This is a genomic window from Pseudoalteromonas sp. NZS127 (assembly GCF_015864805.1).
Classification (GTDB): Bacteria; Pseudomonadota; Gammaproteobacteria; order Enterobacterales; family Alteromonadaceae; genus Pseudoalteromonas; species Pseudoalteromonas nigrifaciens.
Map to the genome: position 1 here is coordinate 1 of NZ_JADYWN010000009.1, position 24,900 is coordinate 24,900.

Genomic DNA, 24,900 nt, shown 5'->3' on the forward strand with positions numbered 1-24,900 from the left:
CCGTTGGAGACTACAACGTTGATAGGCAAGATGTGGAAGTGCTGTGAGGCATTAAGCTAACTTGTACTAATTACCCGTGAGGCTTAACCATACAACGCCAAACGCGTTTTATGTGACAGTTTAGACAGAAGTTAATATGACTAAAGTAGATATTACTTAGAAAGACTTAAAAAATATTATCAGATATTTTCCAAATTCAGTTAATTTGTAGGAATACGAATTAACGCCCTAATTTGCTTGGTAACAATAGCGTTTTGGACCCACCTGACCCCATGCCGAACTCAGTAGTGAAACGAAACAGCGCCGATGATAGTGTAGCATTTGCTATGTGAAAGTAGGACATTGCCAGGCTCTAAATTGTAGAAAGCCCGACTAGAAATAGTCGGGCTTTTTTACGTCTGCAGAAAAGTGAAATGCGTATGATTAATGTACACTCATCTCCCTAACACGCAGGTTGGGCAAGCAACGCGACTCCCGACACTCAAATCATAAAAATATAACCACTAGCCAATGAGTGTGTCGCATTTGCTATGTGACTTTCTACCGCTGTGGGCACTGCGACATTACAGGTTCCAAATTGTAGAAAGCCCGACTAGAAATAGTCGGGCTTTTTTACGTCTGCCGGAAAGTGAAAGGCTAAAATCTTTATGAATAAAGTTGCTTTGCGAGTATATTTATTGTGTTTTTGAACTGCTGTTCTAATTGCTTTTTGCCGCTGAGATTTAAATTTTTAATAAGTTGCTCATCGGTATGGTGTTGTAAAACTGTTTGAATTAAAAGTTGCTGCTGATTGCTTGTTAACTTAGTCATTACAGCAGAATTTTGGCTAATTAAACGCCAGAGAGTAGGTGATATAGTAAAGCGGTTACTGCTGAGTTGCTGTGTAAATAACCTTAACGTATCAGAAGCTATTACCTCATCATTAAATGAGCGCAGTAATGTGTTAACCAGTTGCCATTCTAATGACTTAAAGTGGCTTAATAGGCCATAAAACAGCTCGTATTGAAACTGCTTAATCAGTGACTGTAAACTTTGCTGTGGTGCATTAAGTGATTTAACAACGAGTGTTGCGTGCTCAGCAGTGCTTTTGTCACGCTGGTAACCTAATTTAACAGCATTAAAGCCTAGGCTTTGCCAAAAGTTTAGCAATTGTGCAGTGGCACCAAAACTAGCACCAAACCAAGTACATTGTTCTTTTACTTGTGACTCGCTATAGCTCAGTAATGCTTTTCCTAGACCACAACTATGTGAGCTTGGATCAATTGCAATACGCACAACTCGCGCACTTAAATGAGTTAAAAAATCACTGTTAAAGCTCAGTTGTGCAAGTGTTTGCGCCATTAAATGCCCTTGTGGGCGGCGCTCACCATTTATTACTTGCTGAGTAAGTTCTGGGCTTAAACCGCCTTCTATCGCGACTAAACATACACCTACTAATTGCTTGTTTATTTTGCTTATAAATATGCGTTGCGATGGTGAATCTAACAACTGGCGTAAATCATTCACACTACTTTGATAATGAGCAAGTGCTAGTAAAGCAACGACTTGGCACAGTAGCGCTTCATCATTTATGAGTTGTTGCTGAGTTACTTCACTATGCTTAGGAGTCTGCAATTTATTGCTGTTAGTTTCTTGATACTGTGCATCAAGTGCTAATAAACTGCGAATATGCTGCTCAAGAGGGTCGTGTTTAGCAAAGCGCAATGGCTCATCAAGAGTAATTACTTTAGAGGCTTTATACTGGTTTTTAATATATTGGCTAAAGCGAATTGTATAGCCTCTACCATTGCCTTCATAACCTACTAAGGTGCTTGCAAATACAATGCGAGGATAATGCGCTAACATGTTTAATAACATAGGCACTGGAATAGCAGCAGCTTCATCTACTAAGAGTACATCACACTTGGGAAGCTCATTTAACAGAGCATCTGGTGCAATATATTGCATGTTAGCAAGCTGTTTTTGTAATGGATCGTAATTAACATTTAGCTGTGCAGCTAAGTGTCTAAAACTGCTGTGTGTTGCTCTAAATTGAGTGGCGCAAATAATTACTTTTTTATCAGCTAATTCTGCGGCTGCTAAGCCTAATGCGGCTGACTTTCCTCGGCCTCTATCTGCATTGATCAGTAGTGGTCTATTGGCGCGTCCATGAGCTAATTTTACTATTTGTGCTACGCAGTTTTTCTGCGGTTCAAAATCAATACTAGTGTGCAGTGCGTAGTTATAATTATTATTGATGCAGCCAAATTCTTCCCTGTAATGCAAGGCCGGTAAGCCTTTAATAATAGAGCTGAAACGCTGATTGAATAAACTATATTGATTGCTGTGGCCATGAGACTGGACACTTTTTAACGCGGGATCTTGCCAGTTATTTAGGTTACCCAGCTCAGGAAGTAATACAAACAATACTCCGCCAGCTCTAACTGTTCCTGCAATTGCGGCCAACTTATCGGGGTATAAGCCACTAAAGCCATCGTAAATGGCGTGGGTAAATTCTTGTCCTAATATTTGGTGAATGTGTGCAGGCCATTGAGCATTTTTAAGTGCACAATGTTTAGATAGAGTAAGTGTATTAGTATTTTGTACTAGTGAGTTTGTCAGCTCATAACACCAATTATCATTGCCAGTAACAAGCACTAGCTGGCGGTGATGCGCGCCAGCTAATTGTTGCTCTAATTGTATGAGTTGCTTTTTATATAGCTTGTAGTCTTGCATATGCCGTTACTAACCACTTACTACCTAAGTCATCAAAGTTGACTTGTACGCGAGATTGCGCACCCGCACCTTCGTAATTAAGTACTGTACCAATACCAAATTTAGCATGCAGTACACGTTGTCCCAAATTAAAGCCGCTATCTTCAAATGCAGCGTGACTAACTGATGCGCTAAAACGCCCTGCAGCGGGTGGTCGAGATACTTGGGTTTTAATGCGAATTTCTTCAACACAGTCCTCAGGAATTTCCCGTAAAAAGCGCGATGGTGTATGGTATTTTTCTTGTCCGTATAAACGACGGCTTTCGGCATGGCTAATATATAGTTTATCCATAGCGCGAGTCATACCTACATAACAAAGGCGGCGTTCTTCTTCTAAACGGCCAGACTCTTCATTACTTTGTTGAGAAGGGAACATACCTTCTTCTACGCCAACCATAAACACTAACGGAAATTCTAAACCTTTAGCTGAGTGCAGTGTCATCATCTGTACAGCGTCTTCGTGCTCTTCTGCTTGTCCTTCACCAGATTCAAGCGAGGTATGCGCTAAAAAGCCTTGTAGAGGAGAGCTATATTCTTCTTCTTCAGGCAATTCGTACTGATCGCAAGCGCTAATAAGCTCTTCTAAGTTTTCTACTCGGGCACGGCCTTTTTCACCCTTTTCGGCTTGATACATTGCCATTAGTCCAGAGGTTTGAATAACGTACTTAGCTTGCTCATGTAACGTTAGATCGCTAATTTTATCTTCAATATGCTCTACTAGTTCGACAAATTTACTCACTGCACCAGAAGCGCGGCCAGATAAATGTTGTTGCTCTACAATTGCTTTTGCGGCATACCAAAGTGGTAACGATTCGGCGCGTGCACAGTCGCGTATATGGCTTAGCGTTTTATCGCCAATACCACGAGCTGGAGTATTAATTACTCGCTCAAATGCAGCATCGTCTTGACGGTTACCTATTATGCGTAAGTACGACAGGGCGTCTTTAATTTCTTGGCGTTCGAAGAATCGCATGCCGCCATAAATACGATACTTTAGACCTTCTTGTAGCATGGCTTCTTCGAGTACACGTGATTGCGCATTACTTCTATATAAAATAGCCGCATCTTGCAGCGCATTGCCGGCATTTAACCAACTACGCAGTTTACTACTTACAAAACGCGCTTCGTCTAGCTCGTTAAATGCGGCGTAAATAGAAATAGGTTCGCCTTCGTTACCGTCGGTCCATAAGCTTTTACCCATACGCTCTGAGTTATTTTGGATCAGGGCATTTGAGGCTTTTAATATAGTGGCGGTAGAGCGGTAGTTTTGCTCAAGGCGAATGGTCTCTGCGCTAAAGTCAGTTAAAAAACGTTTAATATTTTCTATTTTTGCACCGCGCCAACCATAAATACTTTGATCGTCATCGCCAACAATCATAATACTATTGGAGTCGCCAGCAAGTAGTTTTAACCATGCGTATTGTATGGTGTTGGTGTCTTGAAACTCGTCTACTAACATGTGTGCAAAGCGCTGTTGATAATGGCGCAGTAGTGTAGGGTTGTTTTTGAGTACTTCGTAGCTGCGCAGTAATATTTCGGCAAAATCGACTAAGCCTGCTCTGTCGCATGCTTCTTGATACGCCGCGTACACGCGCAGCATCATTTGCTCGTTAATATCGTAGGCTTGAATATCTTTAGGGCGAAGTGCTTCATCTTTTTTAGCGCTTATGTACCAACCAAACTGTTTAGCGGGCCATTTTTTATCATCAATATTCATCGATTTTAATAAGCGTTTGATCATACGTAGCTGATCGTCTGAGTCTAAAATTTGAAATGCTTCAGGTAATTTTGCTTCACGGTGGTGCGCGCGTAAAATACGGTGCGATAAACCATGGAAAGTACCAATCCACATACCACCAACCGGCGCTTTTAGCGTCTCCTCAACGCGAGTACGCATTTCTTTAGCTGCTTTATTAGTAAAGGTAACCGCAAAAATACTATACGCTGAGGCTTGCTCAACTTGCATTAGCCAAGCAATACGATGAACCAACACTCGTGTTTTACCAGACCCAGCACCTGCTAATACCAGCATGTTTTGTAGTGGGGCTGCAACGGCATCGCGTTGTTTGTCGTTTAAGCCATCGAGTAATTGTGAAACGTCCATCGTTACGCCTTTTTAATCAATAATGCGGGCAGTATAGCAGGTGTTTTTGTTAGGCTAAATAAAATACTGTTTTTATACACAGCTATTCATAAAATTATGTTCTAAACTAGTAGCTTGATAGCAAATCAAAAACGAAAAAGGTTAAAAAGATATAATAAAAATTGCTAATTTGACCTCAATTTAGTAAAAATCACCACAGCGTTAAACTGATAAAAATACAACTATATGATTTGTAACATTTATTAAATTGGCATAGAGTGTGTAAGTAATTCTATAGCTAAAATATAAAATTAAATAAACTACAGAGGTTAGTATGTCAGGACAAGGTTCAGGCGGTAACGTAATCGCAGCATTATGTAATATATTTTTCCCGGGTTTAGGGCAGTTAGTGCAAGGGCGTATTCTTGCCGCGCTTATATTCGCTATATTATTTTTTGGTGGTGCGGCATTATGGTTTTTAATTGTGCCAGGAATAATTGCCGCTATTGTATATGTTTGGGCAATTATTGATGCAGCACGTTATAGATCGTGACGTAATTAATATTAAAGCTTTATAAAATAGCGCCTTTTGGCGCTATTTTGCTTTTTAGCGTCTGCTGCTATTTACGTATATAATTGCGCAACTAACGATTTAAAAGCGATACGTATGGAATATCAATTTATTCGCGATCCAATTAGCGGATTACGCATTAAAATAAGTAGCGAGCATGCCATAATTGGCCGCTGGTTAAACGAAGAAATAGGCAAAGATAAAATAGCTATGGTGCAAGCGCTTATTGCATCGGTGAGTTCAAGCTTTGAGCCTTTAACACTAAAAGGCCAAGAAATAGATTTAATTTTAACGAAAGACGAAGCCCTATTTGAAGCCCATGCTCTGCACCAAGACAGTGAAGATCTTATGGCTTACCAAGACGACGATTTAGCGCTTGAAGAAAATGGCCTAAGCAGTGGTTGTGGTTTTGAAGATTTTATAGATCTAATAAACTCATGGCATGAGTTTACGACTTCAAGATAAACATAACTAGAAAATATACAGCAATGCACAACAAGCATTTTATCTGTATTATTACACCAATGAAAATTTAGCTAATCAAAAATGACAGGAATTGATATGTCTGCCAATTTAAACAAACTAGTAGTGATGCTAGAAATGCAAAATGCCATGAATACCAAAGTACATGACCAATGGTTTAGCCAAGGGTTTGATTGGTACAGAGCCATTTGGGTTGAGTGTGCAGAAATGCTCGATCATTACGGTTGGAAATGGTGGAAAAAACAAACGCCTGATACCGAACAAGTTATTTTAGAGTTAGTGGATATTTTTCATTTTGGCTTATCACTCAGAATTGACGGTATCACCAGCTACGAAAAAATAGCTAAACAGCTTGAGCAAGAATTAAGCACTGCCTATCAAGCCGATGATTTTAAGCAAACACTGGAAGTGTTGGCGGCATCTGCTGTTGCAGATAAAACCTTTAATGCGGCTGCTTTTGCAGGTTGTATGGCGAAAATAGGTATGAATATTGACGATTTATACCGAGGTTATGTGGGTAAAAACACCTTAAACTTCTTCCGTCAAGATCATGGCTATAAAGATGGCAGTTACATAAAAGTGTGGGGCGGCCAAGAAGATAACGAGCATTTAGTGGAGGTTGTTAAAAGCCTTGATACCGAACATGCAGATTTTGCAAAGTTAGTGTACGAAGGCTTAGAGGCACGATACCCAACAAAATAGTTTGCGCTAAAATAATTAAATTAGCTTGCGATAGTCGGTAACATTTAAGTAATCGGCTATATCGTTATGTGGTTGTTGGCTGTCTGGGTTTGCAACCGCAAGCAAGTGTTCAATACCGTATTGGCGTGCTGCGTTGAGCACAGGAACACTATCATCAACAAAAAGCGTACGGCTTTTGTTAAATCCTAAGTCACTTTGCACCTGTTGCCATAAGCTTTGCTGCTCTTTACTTACCCCATATTCATGAGTTGATACGACACCATCTAAGTAGTTATCAATTGCAGTTTGCTCAAATTTAAGCATTACACACTCAGGGTGGGCGTTAGTAAGTAAAATTAACTCTTTACCTGCTTTTTTAAGTTCAGTTAAAAAGTACGGCACATCGTCGCGCACTTTTATTAAGTGCTTAGACTGTCGCTTTAGTTCCATAATAGGTAGGTTTAACTGTTGCTCCCAATAATCTGAGCAGTACCATTGTATTTTTCCGCTAACGGCTTGGTAGCGTTTTAAAATATCAGCTTGCGCTGCTTCAAAGCTAATATTTTTTGCTAATGCGTGCTGTTGTGGAATAACGTTAAGCCAAAAATGGCTATCGTAATGTAAATCGAGTAATGTTCCATCCATATCGAGTAAAACTGTATCGATTTTTGACCAATTTAGCATGGGCTTTTCCCTGTGAAAAGTTTATGATTAAGCACAACTGCCATGATAGCAAATTAACGCCAATGACACAGAAAAAGCACCCAATACCACCGCAAATCCTCAGTAATAAAGTTGTAGCTAAAAGTCGCTTATTTACCGTGGAATCTTTAGAACTTAAATTCTCTAATAACGAAGAACGTCAATATGAGCGAATTCGTGGCGGCGGGCGAGGTGCAGTAATGATTGTGCCGTTAACTAAAGATAACGAATTACTACTGGTGCGAGAATATTGCGCTGGCACTAACGACTATCAACTGGGTTTTCCTAAAGGGTTAATTGACCCAGGTGAAACACCAGAGCAAGCCGCTAATCGCGAACTTAAAGAAGAAGTTGGTTTTGGTGCAGGTTACCTAAAACGATTAAAAGCGGTATCTATAGCGCCAAGTCATTTTAATACCACCATGCACATTATGGTTGCTAAACAATTGTATTCACAAACATTGCCCGGTGATGAGCCAGAGCCACTGGTCGTTGTTAAGTGGCCATTAACCGATTGGCAGTCATTATTAACACAAGACGATTTTACCGAAGCACGCAGTGTAGCTGCTTTATTATTATTAGATCAGTATTTAGCATCAGGAGTCATTGATGAATAAATTACTAGAGCCTTGTATATTATTGGCTGAGCGTGCTGGTGATGCCATTATGGCTATTTATAAAAATGGCGATATTGGTAAAGAGCAAAAGCTAGACAACACACCTGTTACTAAAGCTGATCTTGCTGCTAACGACGTGCTTGTGGCTGGTTTAGAGGCGTTAGCACCCAATATTCCTATTATGTCAGAAGAAACACCGATCCCAGCATTAGCCGACAGGCAGCATTGGCAACGTTATTGGTTGCTTGATCCTATGGATGGTACCGGAGAGTTTATTTTAGAAAGTGGCGACTTTGCGGTAAATATAGCACTCATTGAAAATAACCAACCTGTACTGGGAGTTATTCATTGGCCAACAAAAGGGGTAACCTATTTTGCGAGCGCCGATAATGGGGCGTTTAAGCGTAAAAATGGTAGCGACAAGCAAATATTTGTAGCCTCACCCGATAACTTAACGGTCGCAGTAAGCCGCCGTCAAAAAATTGAAGCAGTGAGCCAGTACCTTAACGCCCAATTTACTACTGTTGCTTTAGGGTCATGCTCTTTAAAGGCATGTATTGTTGCAGAGGGAAAGGCCGACTGTTTTTTAAGAATAGGCCCCACTGGTGAGTGGGATACGGGCGCATCACAAATTATAGTTGAGCAAGCTGGCGGCAGTATTACCGATGCAGAGTTTAACCCACTAACTTATAATCAGCGTGAAAGTACTGAAAACCCAGACTTCATTGTAATGGGACACCCTGATTGGGAGTGGCAAAAAATGATTAATCCACACTAAAGGGAATACTTACAACACCAGCTGCTTGCTTTTTGTTCACTTGAACAATAATAATAACTAAAGCCTTGCATTATATGTTTATTCCTATATAGTAGCGCTCTCTTCAAGGCAGGCTCGTAAATATTACGGATTTGTTTTAAAGAAATTACAGGCGCGGGATGGAGCAGTCTGGTAGCTCGTCGGGCTCATAACCCGAAGGTCGTCGGTTCAAATCCGGCTCCCGCAACCAATTTCCTTTAGAGGATTGAGGTTACTGTAAGTGTTAGTTAAGAAAAAGCTTGTCGGTCTCAGCTCTTCATTAGCCAGCAAAGGTAGTCGTTATAAATTCGGCTCCCGAAACCAATTTTTAATTGGAAGCCAAGTTGTAATGTAAGCAACTTTAAATAAGTATACAATTTCAGGCGCGGGATGGAGCAGTCTGGTAGCTCGTCGGGCTCATAACCCGAAGGTCGTCGGTTCAAATCCGGCTCCCGCAACCAATTTCCTTTAGAGGATTGAGGTTACTGTAAACGCTAGCTTAAAAGATAAAATAAAGTAGTCGATAGACTTAAAATATACAGGCGCGGGATGGAGCAGTCTGGTAGCTCGTCGGGCTCATAACCCGAAGGTCGTCGGTTCAAATCCGGCTCCCGCAACCAATTTCCTTTAGAGGATTGAGGTTACTGTAAACTCTAGCTTAAAAGATAAAATAAAGTAGTCGATAGACTTAAAATATACAGGCGCGGGATGGAGCAGTCTGGTAGCTCGTCGGGCTCATAACCCGAAGGTCGTCGGTTCAAATCCGGCTCCCGCAACCAATTTCCTTTAGAGGATTGAGGTTACTGTAAGTGTTAGTTAAGAAAAAGCTTGTCGGTCTCAGCTCTTCATTAGCCAGCAAAGGTAGTCGTTATAAATTCGGCTCCCGAAACCAATTTTTAATTGGAAGCCAAGTTGTAATGTAAGCAACTTTAAATAAGTATACAATTTCAGGCGCGGGATGGAGCAGTCTGGTAGCTCGTCGGGCTCATAACCCGAAGGTCGTCGGTTCAAATCCGGCTCCCGCAACCACTGAAATAAATAAGAATAAACAGACACTCTTTAAGAGTGTTTTTTTATGTCTAAAATTTAGTGAGTGACTCATAACCCGAAGGTCGTCGTCACTGCGTGATGCGTTCGCTCTTCATGAACTCTGGCTCCCGCAACCACTGAAATAAATAAGAATAAACAGACACTCTTAAAGAGTGTTTTTTTATGTCTAAAATTTAGTGAGTGACTCATAACCCGAAGGTCGTCGCTTTGCTATTTACCACATTTAGTTGGATGATCAGGAAGGCGTAATACATGGCTATAAAGGTAAATTTAACTCATAGGATTTATAGGCTAGTTTTAAATATAAAAGGAACTTAGCAGCTTAATTAGTGCTAAAAGTAGTTATTTTTTTAAACTTAGCGTAGCTTATGTAGCAGTAACGTAAATATTTTAGCAAGAGTAGGCATGACAGAACTTTACCACTGGTTTGATTTAATAGGTGTTGCAGTATTTGCCATATCGGGCACCTTGGTAGCGTATGAAAAGAAGATGGATGGCTTTGGTGTTGTTGTACTTGCTACCGTAACCGCTATCGGCGGAGGAACTGTTCGCGATGTGATATTAAATGTTCCGGTATTTTGGCTTCACGACCAAAGTTATTTTGCTGCAATTTTGGCTGCAATACTACTAACAACGCGGCTAATAAATAAGCAAAGAACCATACCCCATTATAATTTACAAATTGCCGATGCGTTTGGTTTAGCTTTTTTTGCTGTAATGGGCACGCAAAAAGCATTGCTCGCCGGTATGCCAGATATGACAGCAGTGATTATGGGGGTTATTACCGGATGTTTTGGTGGCCTAATTCGTGATGTACTTGCCCGGGAGATCCCCATGTTGTTAAAGGGCGAGCTTTATGCAACCACCTGTATAGCAGGGGGAATAGTGTACACCTTGTGTATTAACTTTTCGCTTATCGTTGAAGTTGCGATGATTTTGAGTATGTTGATGACTCTATTACTACGTTTTGCAGCCATAAAATGGGGTATTGTATTACACGTTTTTAAATATCCCGACTAAACTAAAGCTAAAGGGTATTTATTAGGATAGGGAATGTCGTTAGCTCGCATATATTCTCGTGCTCAGGTGGGCATAAATGCCCCAGAAGTGATTGTTGAGGTGCATTTAGGTAATGGTTTGCCTGCTTTTCATATTGTAGGCTTGCCCGAGGCCTCGGTAAAAGAATCTAAAGACAGAGTGCGTAGCGCACTTGAAAACTCTAAGTTTGGTTTTCCCGATCAACGTATTACTGTTAATTTAGCCCCTGCCGATTTACCAAAAGACGGTGGCCGATTCGATCTTGCTATTGCCGTAGGTATTTTAGTCGCCTCAGGGCAAATAGTGTGCTCTGACATTCATAAATATGAGTTTTACGGGGAGCTGGCACTTAACGGTGAAATACGTGGCGTAAATGCTATTTTGCCCTCGGTGCTTGCTGCTAAAGAGCAGGACCGCTGCTGTTTTTTACCACTGGCAAATGATAGCTTAGCCAGTTTAGTTAACGGGGTTAAACGCAAAGCAGTAAGCTCTATAGCAGAAGTGTGGGGCGATTTACTTAATCAGCAACCACTGCCGTTAAATATACAATACCCAGATTGCACGCAAGCTCCTGATTTTTTGCTCGATTTAAGTGATGTAAAAGGCCAGCCTGGGGCAAAGCGAGTACTCGAAATTGCCGCTGCAGGAGGTCATAATTTATTGTTTTTAGGGCCCCCTGGTACCGGTAAGTCAATGCTGGCTCAGCGTATGGCAACCATTATGCCGACCATGTCAGATGATGAAGCAATTGCTACTGCTGCGCTTTATTCTATTATTGGTCAGTCGATTGATTTAACTAATTGGCGACAACGGCCATTTCGTAATCCTCACCATACCTGCTCTGCTGTTGCATTAGTCGGTGGCTCGTCAAACCCTAAACCAGGGGAAATTTCATTGGCGCATAATGGCGTGCTTTTTTTAGATGAGTTGCCAGAATTCGAACGTAAAGTGCTTGATTCGCTGCGTGAACCTATGGAAACTGGTACTGTCACTATTTCGCGTGCGGCAAGACAAATGGAGTTTCCGGCGCAGTTTCAGCTTATTACGGCGCTAAATCCTAGCCCTACAGGTTGTCACAATGATAAGCGGGCAACGCCTGATCAAGTAATGCGTTATTTGTCGCGTGTTTCGGGGCCGTTTATTGACCGTATTGACTTACAAATTGAATTACCAAGGCTAACGAGTGTTGAGTTGCAAAGTAGCAAACCCGAAGAAACCAGTGCAGTAGTAAGAGCGCGAGTAGAGGCTGCTTATTATTTGCAGTTAAAACGCCAAGGTAAAGTGAATGCGCGATTAAACAATAAAGAAATGAGTATACATTGTGATCTCGCTTCTACTGAGTTGCAGTTTTTAGCCAGAGCGAGTGAAAAACTGGCATTATCGCCACGCTCATACCATAGAATAATTAAAGTAGCGCGTACTATTAGTGATTTAAAAGGGGCGGAGCGTATTGGCTTAGATGAGTTAAAAGAAGCACTTAACTACCGCGCCTTTGAGCGCTTACTAGCGCAATTAACTAAGTACTAAATAGAGAGCATATAACCTTTACCGCGTACGGTAACTATGCGTTTTTGATCTTTTTCATCATTTAACTTTTTACGTAAACGGCCAACTAACACATCTACAGTGCGATCGTTTGGGCTCCAATCAGGCTGGCCTATTTCTTCAGATATTTTTTCGCGAGAAGTTGCTTTACCTGCGTTACCAATTAAACAAATAAGTACTTTATGTTCTGCTTCGGTTAAGCGCGATTCAGCACCTGTAGCTGTAATTAATGTGCGGTTGTCGGGGTGTAATTTAAAGTCGGCATATTCTATAAACTCTTCGCCGTTGTCATCGTTTTTATCATTTTCTGAATTTAAGTGTGCAATGCGTTTATATAAAGCACGCATGCGCAGCTCTAGCTCAAGTAAGTCTACGGGTTTGCATATGTAGTCGTCTGCGCCTTGGGCAAGGCCTGCAATGCGATCTGCTTGTGAATCACGACTCGATAATAAAATTACGCCAATATCGGTAAGGGTGTTTAACTCTTTAGCAAGTTGTAAGCCGTCGCGCTTTGGTAAAACAATATCAATAATGGCTAATGAAAAAGCACCGCGCACATTAACACGCGACCTTATAGTGCTCAGTGCATCGGCGCCAGTGGGGTCAACTTCGATTGTAAACTCGGTATTTGTAAAATGATTTTGGATGCGTTTAACGAGTAATTCGTCGTCCTCAACCAATAAAACATGAATAGTCATAATACTTTATTGTTAATGCTTATAGTTTTCTATGGTAGCACCATTAAGTAAAGGCTGAGAAGGGCGTTTATTGCTTTTAAGTAACCTAATGTTTCAAAAGTAGTTAATAAGTTTATAGTTTAGAAAATTTAGCACCTTTAGAGCTTTATTAAAGGTGCTATTTAGCCTGTACTCAGAATAAATATCTTAATCTAAGTTTGCTTAATTATTAAAAATAATTTAGCGATTAGTCGTTAGGGTAAAGGTAATCCCACCATTGGGGCTCATTTTTTAGTTTTTTATCAAAATAAGCTAGCATGGTATTCCACCAATCAAAGCGTTTGTCGCGGGCAATAATTTGATGGTTCGCACCTTTGTATTCTATTAACTCTACATCTTTATTAAGTAATTTAAGTGCGGTGTACATAGTTAAGCTTTCACCAACGGGTACGTTAGTATCACTGTCACCATGAATAAGTAGCATAGGCGTGGTTACTTTATCGGCACTAAACACTGGGCTATGTTTACTATAAAGCTCGGGGTTATTCCACGGAAAGCTGTTTTTAGACGCTTCGCCAGAATATAAATAGCCCCACCATCCTTCGCCCCAATAAGATGTGAGGTTAGAAATGCCAGCATGAGAAATCGATGCGCTAAATAAGTCGGTTTTAGTTGCTAAATGCATAGTCATAAAACCACCGTAAGAGGCACCTAAGTTGCCTACCTTTTCGCTATCTACATAGTTGTATTTATTTAAAAATGCCTGCGTGCCTGCAATTATATCGTCGCTGGTGTAGTTGCCCCACGCATTAACGTGCTGCGCCGAAAATTTTTGCCCAAAGCCGGTAGCGCCTGTTGGCTGTATTACATAAACCACATACCCGTTTGCCGCCCATAAATTAAACGGATAACGTCCAGTAAAGCCTCGTGTCACTGGCGATGTGCCGCCATAGTAATAAACCAGCGCTGGGTGTTTTTTAGTTTTATCAAGGTTATTTGGGATATAAACACGCCCTGAAATTTCAACGCCATTTTTATTAGTGAAATTAAATTCTTCGAGTGTTGGAATGTGTGTATTTGCATAGCTAAGTGGCTTTGAATCCCAGACTATTTTAGCGGTGTTTTTACTTATATTAAACCGCTTTAATTGTTGTGGACTAGAAGCCGTGGTGCCACTGAGTAATATTTCAATGTTGCGCTCGTTTGAGTAGCTAAACTGCTCAACAATATCTAAACCGATATTTAATTTTTTAAAGCGCTGCTTACTTAAATCAAATAGGTAAAGCGGTTGGGTGTCGTGCTCAGTAACCTTTAGTAATGCGTCGCCATTGTTTAATACACTCAGGCTTCCAATTGCCGGATCAAACTGTTTACTGAGTGCTTTAACGTTTTTTCCGCCGTCTGTAAGCAGGTAAAGTTGACCGTCGTAGTTATTCGCTAGCATTCCTTTTGGCAATGCTCTACCTGCCCCATTTTTAAAGTCGGGACCTGCAACAACATACACATCTTTATTGGCGTATTTGGCCTGATTAAAAGTTTTAAATTTACCCAAAGAAGTAAGCTTATTTGATTTTAAATCAAGCTCTACTAGTTCTGTTTCTGGATGAGTTGACGCTTGCATAGCGACTACAGGGCGGCTCATTAATAGTTTACCGCGCTTATTGTTAAAGTCTTCAAAGCTATGCGAAAGCGGCCCTTGGCTGAGTGTTTTTATTAAACCACTTTGTGTATCAAGCATATAAACTTGGCTTACTGAGCGTGCGTATGACCAGCGATCTTGTAACCCTTTATAATGCTTTGTAAGCTTGTCATTACCCTTGTCTGATGCAGGGTTAGACCAACTAAATATTACACTGTGCTCGTTATAAAAGGTAAAACCGCTAGCGCCTTCTAAGCGAGTAGAGAGGGTTTTTATTGATAAGTTTTTACGGTTGAGTTGTTTTAATTCACCGTTTAGTAAATACACTAAAAAGCGATTGTCTGGGCTCCAAATAAGGTTGCTTGGTTGTTCTGCCTCAAAGCGATACAGCGTTTGATTGTCGGTGTTTTTAAGCTCAGTAATATTGTTTGCTTGATTTAGAGTTTTATCATTAAAGCGGCGCGTTGTCGTAATATAGTGCTCTGAGTTTGGTGCTAATGATAAGCCGCTAATAGTGGGGGCATCAAATAATTGCTTTGCCGATAAACGCTTAGTTTGTGAAGTGCTAAGGGTAATGTTATCGCTCGGTGTTTTTGGTGTAAAGTCGAGTGTTACATCGTGCCAATTTGCAACTTGTTGCGCAACAATAATAGCAGTATGGCTACCATTATTTAAGGCGAGTTTGTAGCTGCTGTTGTCTGCCTTTTGCAATTCGCCATTTATAAACAATTGCCCTTGTTTAATGCCTTTTAAGGTTAACGTACCTTGGCTAAAACGCGTGGTTTCTATATTAAACTTAAGTGCCTGTAAGCCGCCTAAAGTGAGTGCATTTATTTTATTAAATGGCTGCCAGCTGTGTTTTTTGTCAAACACCGAAAAGTTAGCTACGGGGAGTTGTAGCTGGGGTAATAAGTTACTAATTATGGTATCGCTTTGGGCCGTTTGAAAAGGCTTTAATTGCATGTTTTCAGCCAGTGGCCCAATAAATTGAATTTTAGATTTATCAAGCGGCGCTGCAAGCGTAGCAAAACTTAAGCTGCTAAGGGTAAAAAGGGCAAAGGAGTGTTTAAATAGTTTATTGCTATGACGCCAAAGTGCGTTAAGTTTCATTATTATACCTATTATTATTGAGTCTTTGGCCAAATATAGCATGTATTGTTATCATGCCCATATATTCAACTAAGCGGAGAGCAAATGACATTACTGATAATTTATATGGTTGTTGCCATTGTTATTTCATTTTTATGCTCAGTAATGGAAGCCGTGCTGTTAAGCATTTCACCTAGTTATGTTGCATTACTGCGTAAAAAGCAGCCTGTATTAGCTAAGCAGCTCGAAAAACTAAAAAATAATATTGATCAGCCATTAGCGGCTATTTTAACGCTTAATACGGTGGCGCATACCGCCGGAGCGGCTGGAGTTGGCGCGCAAGCAGCCATTGTATTTTCGGATGCTGCAGTAGGGGTTGCCTCTGCAGTGATGACTTTATTTGTGCTGGTGTTTTCTGAAATCATACCTAAAACGTTAGGGGCAAACTATTGGCGAGTACTTACCCCAAGTGTGACTTACGGTTTACGCTTTTTAGTTATATTGCTTAAGCCTTTTGTATGGCTTGCACAAAAGCTGACAAATTTAATGGGGCCAAAGCACGACCAAGCCTATTATATTCGCCAAGAAATAGAAGCCATGGCCGATATAGGCACCGAGTCGGGGGCGCTGCATCAAGATGAGTCTGAAATAATTCGTAACTTATTACATTTTAGACATGCCAAATTATGCGACTTAATGACCCCACGTACAGTTATTTTTAAAGTTCATAAAGACTTAACCGTAAACGAATACTTGAACTTGCATGGTTCGTCGTCGTTTTCTCGAATATTAGTGTTTGATAAAGACACTGACGATATTATCGGTTTTGTGCATAAAAACGATATTATGTTGGCATGTCATCGCTTAGGCAGCGATTACAAAATTAGTAAACTAGTAAAGCCAATTTATACGGTTCCTAGTTCGCAAAATGTGTCGTCGTTGTTACAAACCCTATTAACAGACCGCACGCATATTTGTTTAGTGGTTGATGAGTATGGCGACGTACAAGGGATTGTCACTCTTGAGGACATGATTGAAGCGCTAATGGGGTTAGAAATTGTAGATGAGCGTGATCAGTCCACTAATATGCGTGCAGTTGCGAAGCAGCGTTGGCATAAACGTTTGGCAAATAGTAAAAACTTAGTCACTGAAGAAGATAAACACCCTAGAGGAGACAACTAAAGAGCTCTCCTCATTAGCTTGGGGGTTTATAGTTAATGGTATTTCCTGTCACTTTAATCCAATATTGTGCCCAGTCTATAAATTCACTCTTAGATTTAGGACGACTAAATAAAAATCCCTGTATTGCTAAGCGAGTTTTGTAATGCCTTAAATAGGCAAGCTCTTCAGGTCGTTCAACCCCTTCTGCTACTAGTTCTAAATGCTCTTGATTGGTAATATCTATGAGGGAGCTTACAACAACTTGAGAAAACTGATCTGTTTCTATATTACTAATAAGTGTGCGGTCTATTTTTATTTCGGTAAAGGGCAAGTTTTTAAGTTGGCTCATGCTAGTAAAGCCAACGCCAAAATCGTCAAGTGATAAGCCAAAACCATGCATTCTTAAGCGGTTTAATGTTTCTAATTGGCTTAGGCTTGAAAGTGCATGTTGTTCGGTTATCTCAATAATAATATCACTAGGTTTAAGCTGGTTAAGTTTTAATATAAGTAATAGCTTATTCGGGCAGCTAAGATCGTTTAACTGCATGGGAGATAAGTTAAATGCCAGTTTTAAATTTTGTCCTAGCTGCTCTTTTATATTTTCGAAATCACTGGTGGCTTTTTTAAAAAGCGCAAATGTAATTTCATTAATTAGATCATGTTGCTCAGCAAGGCTAATAAAGCGAGCTGGTAAAATTATACTGCCGTCGGTATTTGACACAATACGCGCCAATACTTCAGCACTTTTTATTTTACTGGTATTAATACATATTTTGGGTTGATAGAACGGCGTTATTTCATCATTTTTTAATGCGCTAATAAGCTCTGCTTTTGAAATAGCAGGTTCTTTTATTAAAGTGTGGCTATTTAAATAGGCAACTTTATTTAATAAAGCGCCTACTTGGGTTAATTGTACGGGCTTAGAAATATTACCGATAAGGTGGGCATTATGCTGTTTGGCTAAGTTGGCAGCTAAGCTAATTACCTTATGCTCCATTTCAGAAATAATAATAATAGCGCCTTGGTAATTTAGCTCTCCTAAATGGCGTATTAGCTCCATACCATCCATTTCAGGCATGTTTAAATCGGTAAAAATAGCATCATAATAGTTTATGTCACGTTTAACTTTTTCTAGCGCTTTTGTAGCACTTAGGCAAGTGGTTATGGTTTCCGACATATCTAACTCAGCGAGGATTGCTTCCATTACAATTAAAATAGCTTTTGAGTCATCAACGACCAGAATATTAGGCACTACTTTTTTCACTGTTATCCCTTTCAATGCATAGTGTGTATTACTATAAAAGTAGTAGGTTCTCATGTGTTTGTCATTCTTTTAATGTGTATATTAGCCAGCTAATAAAAAAGTTGTTATTAATCATGCTTGCTCGTGTTTTTTAGCTGAATCGGTATACTAGCGCTATTGTTTTAAACGGTTTTAATTATGATAAGAATAGAACTTAAGTTAGCCGATCAGCCCTTTACACTTATGGTTTCTGGGCAAAAAATTGTGCAGATATTTCATAGTCAACAAGCAATTACTTTTGATAACCCCCGCGACAACTATTATCAATTTACTTTTGATAACAAACTAATAGGTATTGATAGCGCATTGGTTAATGAGCAGAGTATTTCGTTGTTTGTAAACGATGAGTTTGCTACGCAACTTGCTTTACCTGCAGCTACTGGCGGTGAAACTAAAAAAGGCTGGCTAGGATTGGCCGCCCTTGGTTTTAAGCTATTTAAAAGTGCCAAAGTAATTAAGGTAGTGTTAGCGGGAGCGTCAGTTGCCGGTTATGCCTGGTTATTCAGTATTGAGTTTGCACTTATGCTTATTGCTTGCTTAGTCGTACATGAATACGGGCATGTGCGTGCTATGCAATATTTTGGCATTAAAACCAAAGGCATTTATTTAATTCCGTTTGTAGGCGGGCTTGCAGTAAGCGATGATAAAATTACCACGCGTTGGCAAGATGTAGTGATTTCTTTAATGGGCCCCGCGTTTGGGCTTATAACGTCAGTATTAAGTTTAGTGTTGTATTACGCTACCGAAATGGAAATATTTGCCGGTGTTGCTGTGCTTAGTGCTTTACTTAACTTATTTAATTTACTCCCCATTTTACCGCTTGATGGTGGCCATGTATTAAAAAGTATTAGCTTTTCTATGCGCTCGTGGGTAGGTTTAAGTGTGTGTTTATTGGGAGTGCTGTTTGGTTTATGGCTAAGTTACACCTTTGGTTTAATGTTGTTGGTGTTCTTTTTGTTTATTGGTGCGCTGGAAATTGTATTTGAATGGCGCGGTAGACACACTTCACATTTAATGCCACTTGATAAGTATGGCCAAGGTTTTTCAGCGGTGATGTATGCGCTGGTGGTTGCCGGGCATGTAGCTGTAATGATGCATTTTGCCGACTCAGAAAACCCCATTTTAAGCTTACCAATGAAAATTTTATCGAGCTAATCGTATTTAAAAGCAGGGCTGTAATTGCAGCCCTGCTTAATACGTTATTTTTTATACAGTTAATAAAAGCTCAACATTAAGGATATAAATACTCCAGTTACAAATAGCTGCACTACGCAAAAGCCCATAATGTCTTTGGCTTTTAGGCCTGCTATAGCAAGTACAGGTAATGCCCAAAAAGGTTGAATTAAGTTAGTCCACGCATCGCCCCAAGCTACTGCCATTGCAACCCTTGATATGTCGGCGCCAAGCGCTTGCGCTGCGGGTATTACAATTGGCGCTTGTACCGCCCATTGTCCGCCGCCCGAAGGCACAAACATATTAACCAGCCCGGCACTTATAAAACTAAAAAATGGCAAACTGTCTGCATCCGCTATGGCAATAAAACCGCTTGATATTTGCTGTGCTAGACCACTATCAACCATTACCGCCATAATGCCGGCATAAAACGGAAATTGAATAACAATACCTGCGCCACTAGGAATTGCCTGCTGTAAGCTATTGAGTAAGTTATGCGGTGTTTGATGTAAGGTGATAGCTAAAAACAAAAACAACGCAATTACGCTATTTAAGTTTAAGCCGCCACCGGCAACTAAAAAATAATAACCTAAATAAATTAACCCCAGTAAGCCAATTGTAATACCAAGCAATTTACTTTGCTCTAAGTGTTGGGCTGGCCTAGTAATATTAATTATTGCAGGGGAGGTGTTTTTTAATAGTGCGGGATCTATATAAACACTTTCCTCGGCGCTTGGAAGCATGTAACGGTTAACTAGCGGCATAATAATAAATAGTCCTACTAGTATGGCAATATTAAAGCCAGCAAATAGCGTTTGCTCAGTGCTAATAATCCCCATGCTCGATTGCAAAAAGTGCCCTTCGGTGGCTATCGTCAGTGGAATTGAGCCTGCTAATCCGCCATGCCACACTACAAACCCTGAGTAAGCGCTGGCAACTAATAAGCGGTAATCAACTCGGGTGTGTTTAGCAATGGCTTTGGCAAATAACGCACCAATAACTAAGCCAAATCCCCAGTTAAGCCAACTAGCGAGTAGTGAAATAAGCGTTACTAATATAATTGCTTTTGGTGCGGTGTTAGCAAAGGTGGCGAGTTTTTCTAGTAACTTACTAATAGGTGGAGTGCTTGCCAACATATAGCCGGTAATTAACACCAGCAGCATTTGCATTGCAAAGCTAAGTAAGTTCCAAAAACCATCGCCCCACGCTTGCAGTACCTCAATACCGGTTGTTGGAGTAAACACGCTAGCGATAACTAAGGTAATAACACTTAGTAATATTACAAATATAAAGGGATCAGGCAGGTAGCGCTCAACGAGTTTGGTAAAGGGGGTGGCTATTTTATTAAGCATAACTAGGACTGTTGTTAGTATTATTTGTAGGGTAATTAATCACGAAAAGCATTAATTGGCAAACCGCATTTAGTCTTATGGGCGTTATGTTTAAATGGGAGTAGTGAAAATATTGCTTAAACTAATAGCATAAAGTAACGTGTTGTTTATAGATAATTTACTAACTAAGACTTTGTATTATGCCGGTGATATTTAAAAGGCTAGTGTTACTTGTACGGGCTCATATTGATCAGTTGAGTTGGCAAGCAGTGGCACTGGCTATTTTGACTCATATGCTTTTAACATGGGGATTGTTATATATAGCAAATGAGCAAGCACTCACCTCCCTAACAACCTTTTTTTATTATTACACGGTAACCACTTCAACCGTAGGGTATGGCGATTTTAGCCCAGCCACAGATTTAGGGCGTTGGGTGGTGGCTTTAATACAAATACCTTTTGGTTTAGCTTTATTTGGCGTTCTGTTAGGAAAAACAGGGCAAACAATAACTTACTTAATTAGGCGCGCTATGACTGGTGATAAAAACTTTGCTCACAGTAGCAACCATATTATTATTTTTGGTTGGCACGATACCCGTACTAAAAAAATGATTGATTATATTCTGGCCGACACTAAACGTACCGAACGGCGTATTTTACTTGCAGTAACTGAGCAAATGGAGCACCCATTTTTAAGTAACGAAAGTGTCGACTTTGTGCGATTAAGTAGCTTTACCGATTTAGAGGAGCTAAAGCGTGTAGCTATAAGCTATGCCGATAAAGTGATTATTGACGGCCAAGACGACGATCAAACCTTTACCACCGCATTACGTATTAGCCGTTTAGTTAAAGATGGTTGCCATATAAGCGCGCATTTTTTAGATGAAACAAAAGTAGATATGCTATTAGAGCATTGCCAAAATGTAGAATGCAGTAGTGTTAAGTCGGCAGAAATACTCGTACGTTCGATGCAAGATCCAGGTTCGAGCCGAGTGCACGAAGAGCTACTATCAATTTTACAAGGAGATACGCAGTTTAGCTTAGCCGTTCCAGAGCAAAGCAAAGAGATGGAGTTTGGTACTTTGTTTCATCATTTTAAACATCAGCATGATGCTATTTTACTTGGTGTGGCGCACAACTTAAGTGCACAAAATATGGATTTAAATCCGCCGCTTGATTATAAAATTAGCGCCGGCGACATTTTGCATTACATAGCGATAGAGCGGGTATTAAGTCGTGAAGTGGACTGGCCTGCTTTGGCAAAAGCATGAACGAAGTTATATTTTTAATCATTCTTTTAATTGCCTACATTTTACCTGTGGTTATTATACTCAATAGTAAGCGCACTCAAGGCCACGAAAAAAATGCCTGGTTAATTGGCATTGTATTTTTTTCGTGGTTAGGGCTTATTATGTATTTAGCCATAGTGCCTAAACATGGGCGTAAAAAAAGGCAAAATAAAAAGCCTTAAATATAAGGCTTTTTGGCAATAGGAAGTAGTTGCCGCAGTGGTATTAATGGTATTGCAAGCCACTAGTTTAAACTTTAGTGCTATTCAAGCTCTTTAAGTTTGTGTTTCACAAGAGGGTCGTTTGGCGCTAATTGCTTGGCGACTTCGAGTAATTGGATGGCATCATCGGGGTGCTGCTCTTGATGTTTAAGCGCTACATCAATCAGTGGCTGAATATCAATACTGGCTTGATGCTCCTGTACATGAGCTGCTTTTTCGTCTATCAAAATATTATGTGCAGTACTTAGTAACTCTAGGCGATGCGCCGATTTCTTATTCGCTTTGTTGAGCCTTTTGTAATAGTCCTCTTTAAAGCGCAAGGTTTTAGTTTGCAGGCGAAATTGCGCAATATCAATTTGTTGATGGCGCATAAAATCCACAGCTACTTGCTTATAAAAACCAAACTTATTTAAGTAAGTAGCGTGAGTGCCGTGGCCCATACCAAATACCCGTAAATGGTTAAGTTGCTTATAGCGCTTGGCATGTAGTCGATCAATACGATTAGTGGGGTCGTAAATAATATAGCCTTGGGCGTTGCCTAAATCTAAATCGGCATAACTGCCTTCCCAATCATATTGCTGAGCTATATCTGTGCTAGAGCGGTCGTCCCATGGCACTAAGCTTTTGTTTTTAGTGCTAACAGGGTGAAAAAACAATACCTGATCCAGCTGGAGTAATTTTGCAAAAGCACCAACCGCAAAGCCACCACGGCTTAAGCCATAACCCAATCGACAATTAAACGGCGTAAGTAATGTTGATAATTGCTCGAGAAAGAATATTAAATTTCGATTACGGAACCAGTTACTCTTACCCAAATGCTGAAAGGCGATAACATTTACATTTTGTTTTTGTGCTAGGTGATAACCCCAAGGGGCGAAGTCTGCGTGAAGATCTTGCTCCTGCACATTAGTACCAGCAGGCGAAAAGGTAAATAATAGAGGCTTAGTAATATCAATAAAGTCGTACTTAACATATACATCGCCAAGTAAATCTCCCCCAGACATTGGCAGTTTGGCTTGCTGCTCATCGCACGAAAGGGTTAACCACTCATCTAACCAATACAGTAACTTCATTTTTCCTCCACAAAAACAAGCGGCGAATTATAGCAAACTCTCATAGATAAGAAAAACCAACATACTTTTGTAGTAGTGTCATAGAGTTATATCTATTGCACAGTGAATTGCTTTACTTATAAATTTACCGCTGATTTTAAATAACTAGAGTTCAAGTTAAGTAATAAAAGATTTTACTCCTCAGCCATGCGGGTAATTACTTGCCAGTCATTTTGGGTTACGGGCATTATTGATAACCGCCCGCCTTTTTTAAGCGCTATGTCGGTGATGCGAGGATTAGCTTTTATTTCTTTTAAGCTCACCAGAGAGTTTAAATGAGATTGATAAGTTACTTCTACCACTACCCAGCGAGGGTTGTCGCTGGTGGCTTTAGCATCATAATAATCACTACTTAAATCAAACTGGGTTGGATCTGGGTAAGCTGCTTTTGTTACTACAGCAATACCTACTACGCCTACGAGCTTACAGCTAGAATGGTAAATCATTACTAGGTCACCTACTTTTACCTCGTCGCGCATAAAGTTACGTGCTTGGTAATTGCGTACCCCTTCCCAAATTGTAGTGTTATTTTGTGCATTTTTAAGATCGTCAATCGAAAATGCATCGGGTTCAGTTTTAAATAGCCAATACGCCATATCAGGACTCGTAGAATGATTTACATCCTTCTATTGTATAGTATCATTTGGGTATTAGAGAATTGAGGAAGTAATAATGAGCCAAGTATTAGATGATTTATTGTCGTTGTTAACACTTGAAGAAATTGAGCAAGGTTTATATCGAGGGCAAAGCCAAGATTTAGGTTTTGGTGCTGTATTTGGCGGCCAAGTTATGGGCCAAGCGCTATCTGCTGCAAAAGAAACGCTACCAGAGGGGCGTATTGTACATTCACTCCACTCTTACTTTTTACGCCCTGGCGATGCCACTAAGCCTATTGTGTATGATGTAGAAGCTATTCGCGATGGTAAAAGCTTTAGTACTCGTCGGGTTAGTGCTATTCAGTACGGCAAGCCTATTTTTTACATGACAGCGTCTTTTCAAGGAGCTGAAGAAGGGCTGTCGCATCAGGCGACTATGCCTGACGTACCTTTACCTGAAGAGCTGCGTTCATCGTTAGAGTTTTATAAAGAAAACGCCGAGCAAATACCCGCTGCTATTCGCAATCAATTTATTAGTGAAATGCCAATAGAAATACGTCCGGTGACCTTTCATAACCCATTTAAACCTGAAGCAATGGAGCCTGTTAAGCACATTTGGTTTAAAGCTAACGGTGAAATGCCAGACGATCAACGTATTCATAATTACTTATTAGCATACGCGTCTGATTTTGAATTTTTACCAACCGCTTTGCAGCCACATGGTGTGTCTTTTATGCAACCAAATATGCAAGTTGCCACGATTGACCATGCAATGTGGTTTCATCGACCATTTAGAATGGATGACTGGATTTTATACTCAGTTGATAGCCCAAGTGCAAGCTCTGGTCGAGGATTAGTAAGAGGGCAGTTTTTTGACCGCCAAGGCAACTTAATTGCCTCAACAATGCAAGAAGGGGTTATGCGTCAGCGCTAACTTACGCACTAGTAAAAAGGGTAGTAGGTGCCATATAAATTATGCGGCACCTACA

At 40.3% G+C, this 24,900-nt stretch carries 21 protein-coding genes, 5 tRNA genes and 2 rRNA genes; 19 read left to right on the forward strand and 9 right to left on the reverse strand.

The window, feature by feature from the left end; genetic code table 11:
* Both I6E78_RS09785 and rrf read left to right on the forward strand, forming a co-directional pair.
* A 23S ribosomal RNA gene (locus I6E78_RS09785) occupies positions 1-91 on the forward strand; the annotation flags it as partial.
* Between the two features lie 145 nt (positions 92-236).
* A 5S ribosomal RNA gene (gene rrf / locus I6E78_RS09790) occupies positions 237-351 on the forward strand.
* A 294-nt stretch (positions 352-645) separates the two neighbouring features.
* Here the strand turns inward: rrf and I6E78_RS09795 are convergent.
* Both I6E78_RS09795 and uvrD read right to left on the reverse strand, forming a co-directional pair.
* Positions 646-2,715, reverse strand: a complete 2,070-nt coding sequence (locus I6E78_RS09795; RefSeq protein ID WP_197182379.1) for a GNAT family N-acetyltransferase — start codon at positions 2,713-2,715, stop codon at positions 646-648.
* Positions 2,693-4,858: a DNA helicase II gene (uvrD, locus tag I6E78_RS09800; protein WP_058372303.1), complete on the reverse strand. Its 2,166-nt coding sequence runs from the start codon at positions 4,856-4,858 to the stop codon at positions 2,693-2,695. The genes I6E78_RS09795 and uvrD overlap by 23 nt, the downstream gene beginning before the upstream one ends.
* A gap of 313 nt (positions 4,859-5,171) precedes the next feature.
* Between uvrD and I6E78_RS09805 the strand changes: the two genes are divergently transcribed.
* The 3 genes from I6E78_RS09805 to I6E78_RS09815 all read left to right on the forward strand — a co-directional run bounded on the left by I6E78_RS09805 (position 5,172) and on the right by I6E78_RS09815 (position 6,593).
* Positions 5,172-5,390, forward strand: coding sequence for a hypothetical protein (locus I6E78_RS09805; protein WP_011326845.1), 219 nt, complete (start codon positions 5,172-5,174; stop codon positions 5,388-5,390).
* 114 nt (positions 5,391-5,504) lie between these two features.
* Positions 5,505-5,873, forward strand: coding sequence for a YacL family protein (locus tag I6E78_RS09810; protein ID WP_058374477.1), 369 nt, complete (start codon positions 5,505-5,507; stop codon positions 5,871-5,873).
* 96 nt (positions 5,874-5,969) lie between these two features.
* On the forward strand, positions 5,970-6,593 hold the full coding sequence (locus tag I6E78_RS09815) for a dUTP diphosphatase (protein ID WP_197182380.1): 624 nt from the start codon (positions 5,970-5,972) through the stop codon (positions 6,591-6,593).
* A gap of 15 nt (positions 6,594-6,608) precedes the next feature.
* Here the strand turns inward: I6E78_RS09815 and yrfG are convergent, their stop codons facing one another.
* On the reverse strand, positions 6,609-7,256 hold the full coding sequence (gene yrfG, locus I6E78_RS09820; protein ID WP_058372304.1) for a GMP/IMP nucleotidase: 648 nt from the start codon (positions 7,254-7,256) through the stop codon (positions 6,609-6,611).
* 62 nt (positions 7,257-7,318) lie between these two features.
* Here yrfG and nudE point away from each other — a divergent pair, with 62 nt between their 5' ends.
* The 9 genes from nudE to I6E78_RS09865 all read left to right on the forward strand — a co-directional run bounded on the left by nudE (position 7,319) and on the right by I6E78_RS09865 (position 12,302).
* On the forward strand, positions 7,319-7,891 hold the full coding sequence (gene nudE, locus I6E78_RS09825) for an ADP compounds hydrolase NudE (protein ID WP_197182436.1): 573 nt from the start codon (positions 7,319-7,321) through the stop codon (positions 7,889-7,891).
* Positions 7,884-8,669, forward strand: coding sequence for a 3'(2'),5'-bisphosphate nucleotidase CysQ (cysQ, locus tag I6E78_RS09830; RefSeq protein WP_011326850.1), 786 nt, complete (start codon positions 7,884-7,886; stop codon positions 8,667-8,669). The genes nudE and cysQ overlap by 8 nt, the downstream gene beginning before the upstream one ends.
* Positions 8,670-8,821: 152 nt before the next feature.
* Positions 8,822-8,898 (forward strand) — tRNA-Met (locus I6E78_RS09835).
* A gap of 173 nt (positions 8,899-9,071) precedes the next feature.
* Positions 9,072-9,148 (forward strand) — tRNA-Met (locus I6E78_RS09840).
* 82 nt (positions 9,149-9,230) lie between these two features.
* Positions 9,231-9,307, forward strand: a tRNA-Met gene (locus I6E78_RS09845).
* Between the two features lie 82 nt (positions 9,308-9,389).
* Positions 9,390-9,466 (forward strand) — tRNA-Met (locus I6E78_RS09850).
* 173 nt (positions 9,467-9,639) lie between these two features.
* Positions 9,640-9,716 (forward strand) — tRNA-Met (locus I6E78_RS09855).
* A gap of 426 nt (positions 9,717-10,142) precedes the next feature.
* Positions 10,143-10,757: a trimeric intracellular cation channel family protein gene (locus tag I6E78_RS09860; protein ID WP_011326851.1), complete on the forward strand. Its 615-nt coding sequence runs from the start codon at positions 10,143-10,145 to the stop codon at positions 10,755-10,757.
* Positions 10,758-10,790: 33 nt separating this feature from the next.
* Complete coding sequence (locus I6E78_RS09865; protein WP_197182381.1) at positions 10,791-12,302, forward strand: YifB family Mg chelatase-like AAA ATPase; 1,512 nt, start codon at positions 10,791-10,793, stop codon at positions 12,300-12,302.
* Here the strand turns inward: I6E78_RS09865 and I6E78_RS09870 are convergent.
* Together I6E78_RS09870 and I6E78_RS09875 are read right to left on the reverse strand one after the other, a co-directional pair.
* Positions 12,299-13,018 (reverse strand): response regulator transcription factor, encoded by a 720-nt coding sequence (locus I6E78_RS09870; protein ID WP_058372307.1) that lies wholly within the window; start codon positions 13,016-13,018, stop codon positions 12,299-12,301. The genes I6E78_RS09865 and I6E78_RS09870 overlap by 4 nt on opposite strands.
* 226 nt (positions 13,019-13,244) lie before the next feature.
* The gene (locus I6E78_RS09875; RefSeq protein WP_197182382.1) at positions 13,245-15,746 is read right to left on the reverse strand and encodes an alpha/beta hydrolase family protein; all 2,502 of its coding nucleotides are present in this window, start codon (positions 15,744-15,746) and stop codon (positions 13,245-13,247) included.
* 84 nt (positions 15,747-15,830) lie between these two features.
* Here I6E78_RS09875 and I6E78_RS09880 point away from each other — a divergent pair, with 84 nt between their 5' ends.
* A complete protein-coding gene (locus I6E78_RS09880; RefSeq protein WP_197182383.1) occupies positions 15,831-16,907 on the forward strand; it encodes a hemolysin family protein in 1,077 nt (358 codons plus the stop codon).
* A 13-nt stretch (positions 16,908-16,920) separates the two neighbouring features.
* Here the strand turns inward: I6E78_RS09880 and I6E78_RS09885 are convergent, their stop codons facing one another.
* Positions 16,921-18,150, reverse strand: coding sequence for an EAL domain-containing response regulator (locus tag I6E78_RS09885; RefSeq protein ID WP_197182384.1), 1,230 nt, complete (start codon positions 18,148-18,150; stop codon positions 16,921-16,923).
* Positions 18,151-18,327: 177 nt separating this feature from the next.
* Here I6E78_RS09885 and I6E78_RS09890 point away from each other — a divergent pair, with 177 nt between their 5' ends.
* Positions 18,328-19,344, forward strand: coding sequence for a metalloprotease (locus tag I6E78_RS09890; protein WP_197182385.1), 1,017 nt, complete (start codon positions 18,328-18,330; stop codon positions 19,342-19,344).
* A gap of 59 nt (positions 19,345-19,403) precedes the next feature.
* Here the strand turns inward: I6E78_RS09890 and I6E78_RS09895 are convergent, their stop codons facing one another.
* Entirely contained in the window at positions 19,404-20,714 is a 1,311-nt protein-coding gene (locus I6E78_RS09895; protein WP_058372312.1) for a short-chain fatty acid transporter, read from the reverse strand.
* Between the two features lie 179 nt (positions 20,715-20,893).
* On the opposite strand from I6E78_RS09895, the gene I6E78_RS09900 reads away from it, so the two are divergent.
* On the forward strand, positions 20,894-21,964 hold the full coding sequence (locus I6E78_RS09900; protein ID WP_197182386.1) for a potassium channel family protein: 1,071 nt from the start codon (positions 20,894-20,896) through the stop codon (positions 21,962-21,964).
* Complete coding sequence (locus I6E78_RS09905) at positions 21,961-22,164, forward strand: PLD nuclease N-terminal domain-containing protein (protein WP_197182387.1); 204 nt, start codon at positions 21,961-21,963, stop codon at positions 22,162-22,164. The genes I6E78_RS09900 and I6E78_RS09905 overlap by 4 nt, the downstream gene beginning before the upstream one ends.
* A gap of 80 nt (positions 22,165-22,244) precedes the next feature.
* Here I6E78_RS09905 and I6E78_RS09910 read toward each other — a convergent pair whose 3' ends face one another.
* Together I6E78_RS09910 and I6E78_RS09915 are read right to left on the reverse strand one after the other, a co-directional pair.
* On the reverse strand, positions 22,245-23,276 hold the full coding sequence (locus I6E78_RS09910; protein WP_197182388.1) for a cytosolic protein: 1,032 nt from the start codon (positions 23,274-23,276) through the stop codon (positions 22,245-22,247).
* Between the two features lie 173 nt (positions 23,277-23,449).
* The gene (locus I6E78_RS09915; RefSeq protein ID WP_197182389.1) at positions 23,450-23,911 is read right to left on the reverse strand and encodes an EVE domain-containing protein; all 462 of its coding nucleotides are present in this window, start codon (positions 23,909-23,911) and stop codon (positions 23,450-23,452) included.
* Positions 23,912-23,987: 76 nt separating this feature from the next.
* On the opposite strand from I6E78_RS09915, the gene tesB reads away from it, so the two are divergent.
* Entirely contained in the window at positions 23,988-24,845 is an 858-nt protein-coding gene (gene tesB, locus I6E78_RS09920) for an acyl-CoA thioesterase II (RefSeq protein ID WP_011326863.1), read from the forward strand.
* Positions 24,846-24,900 lie beyond the last annotated feature (55 nt).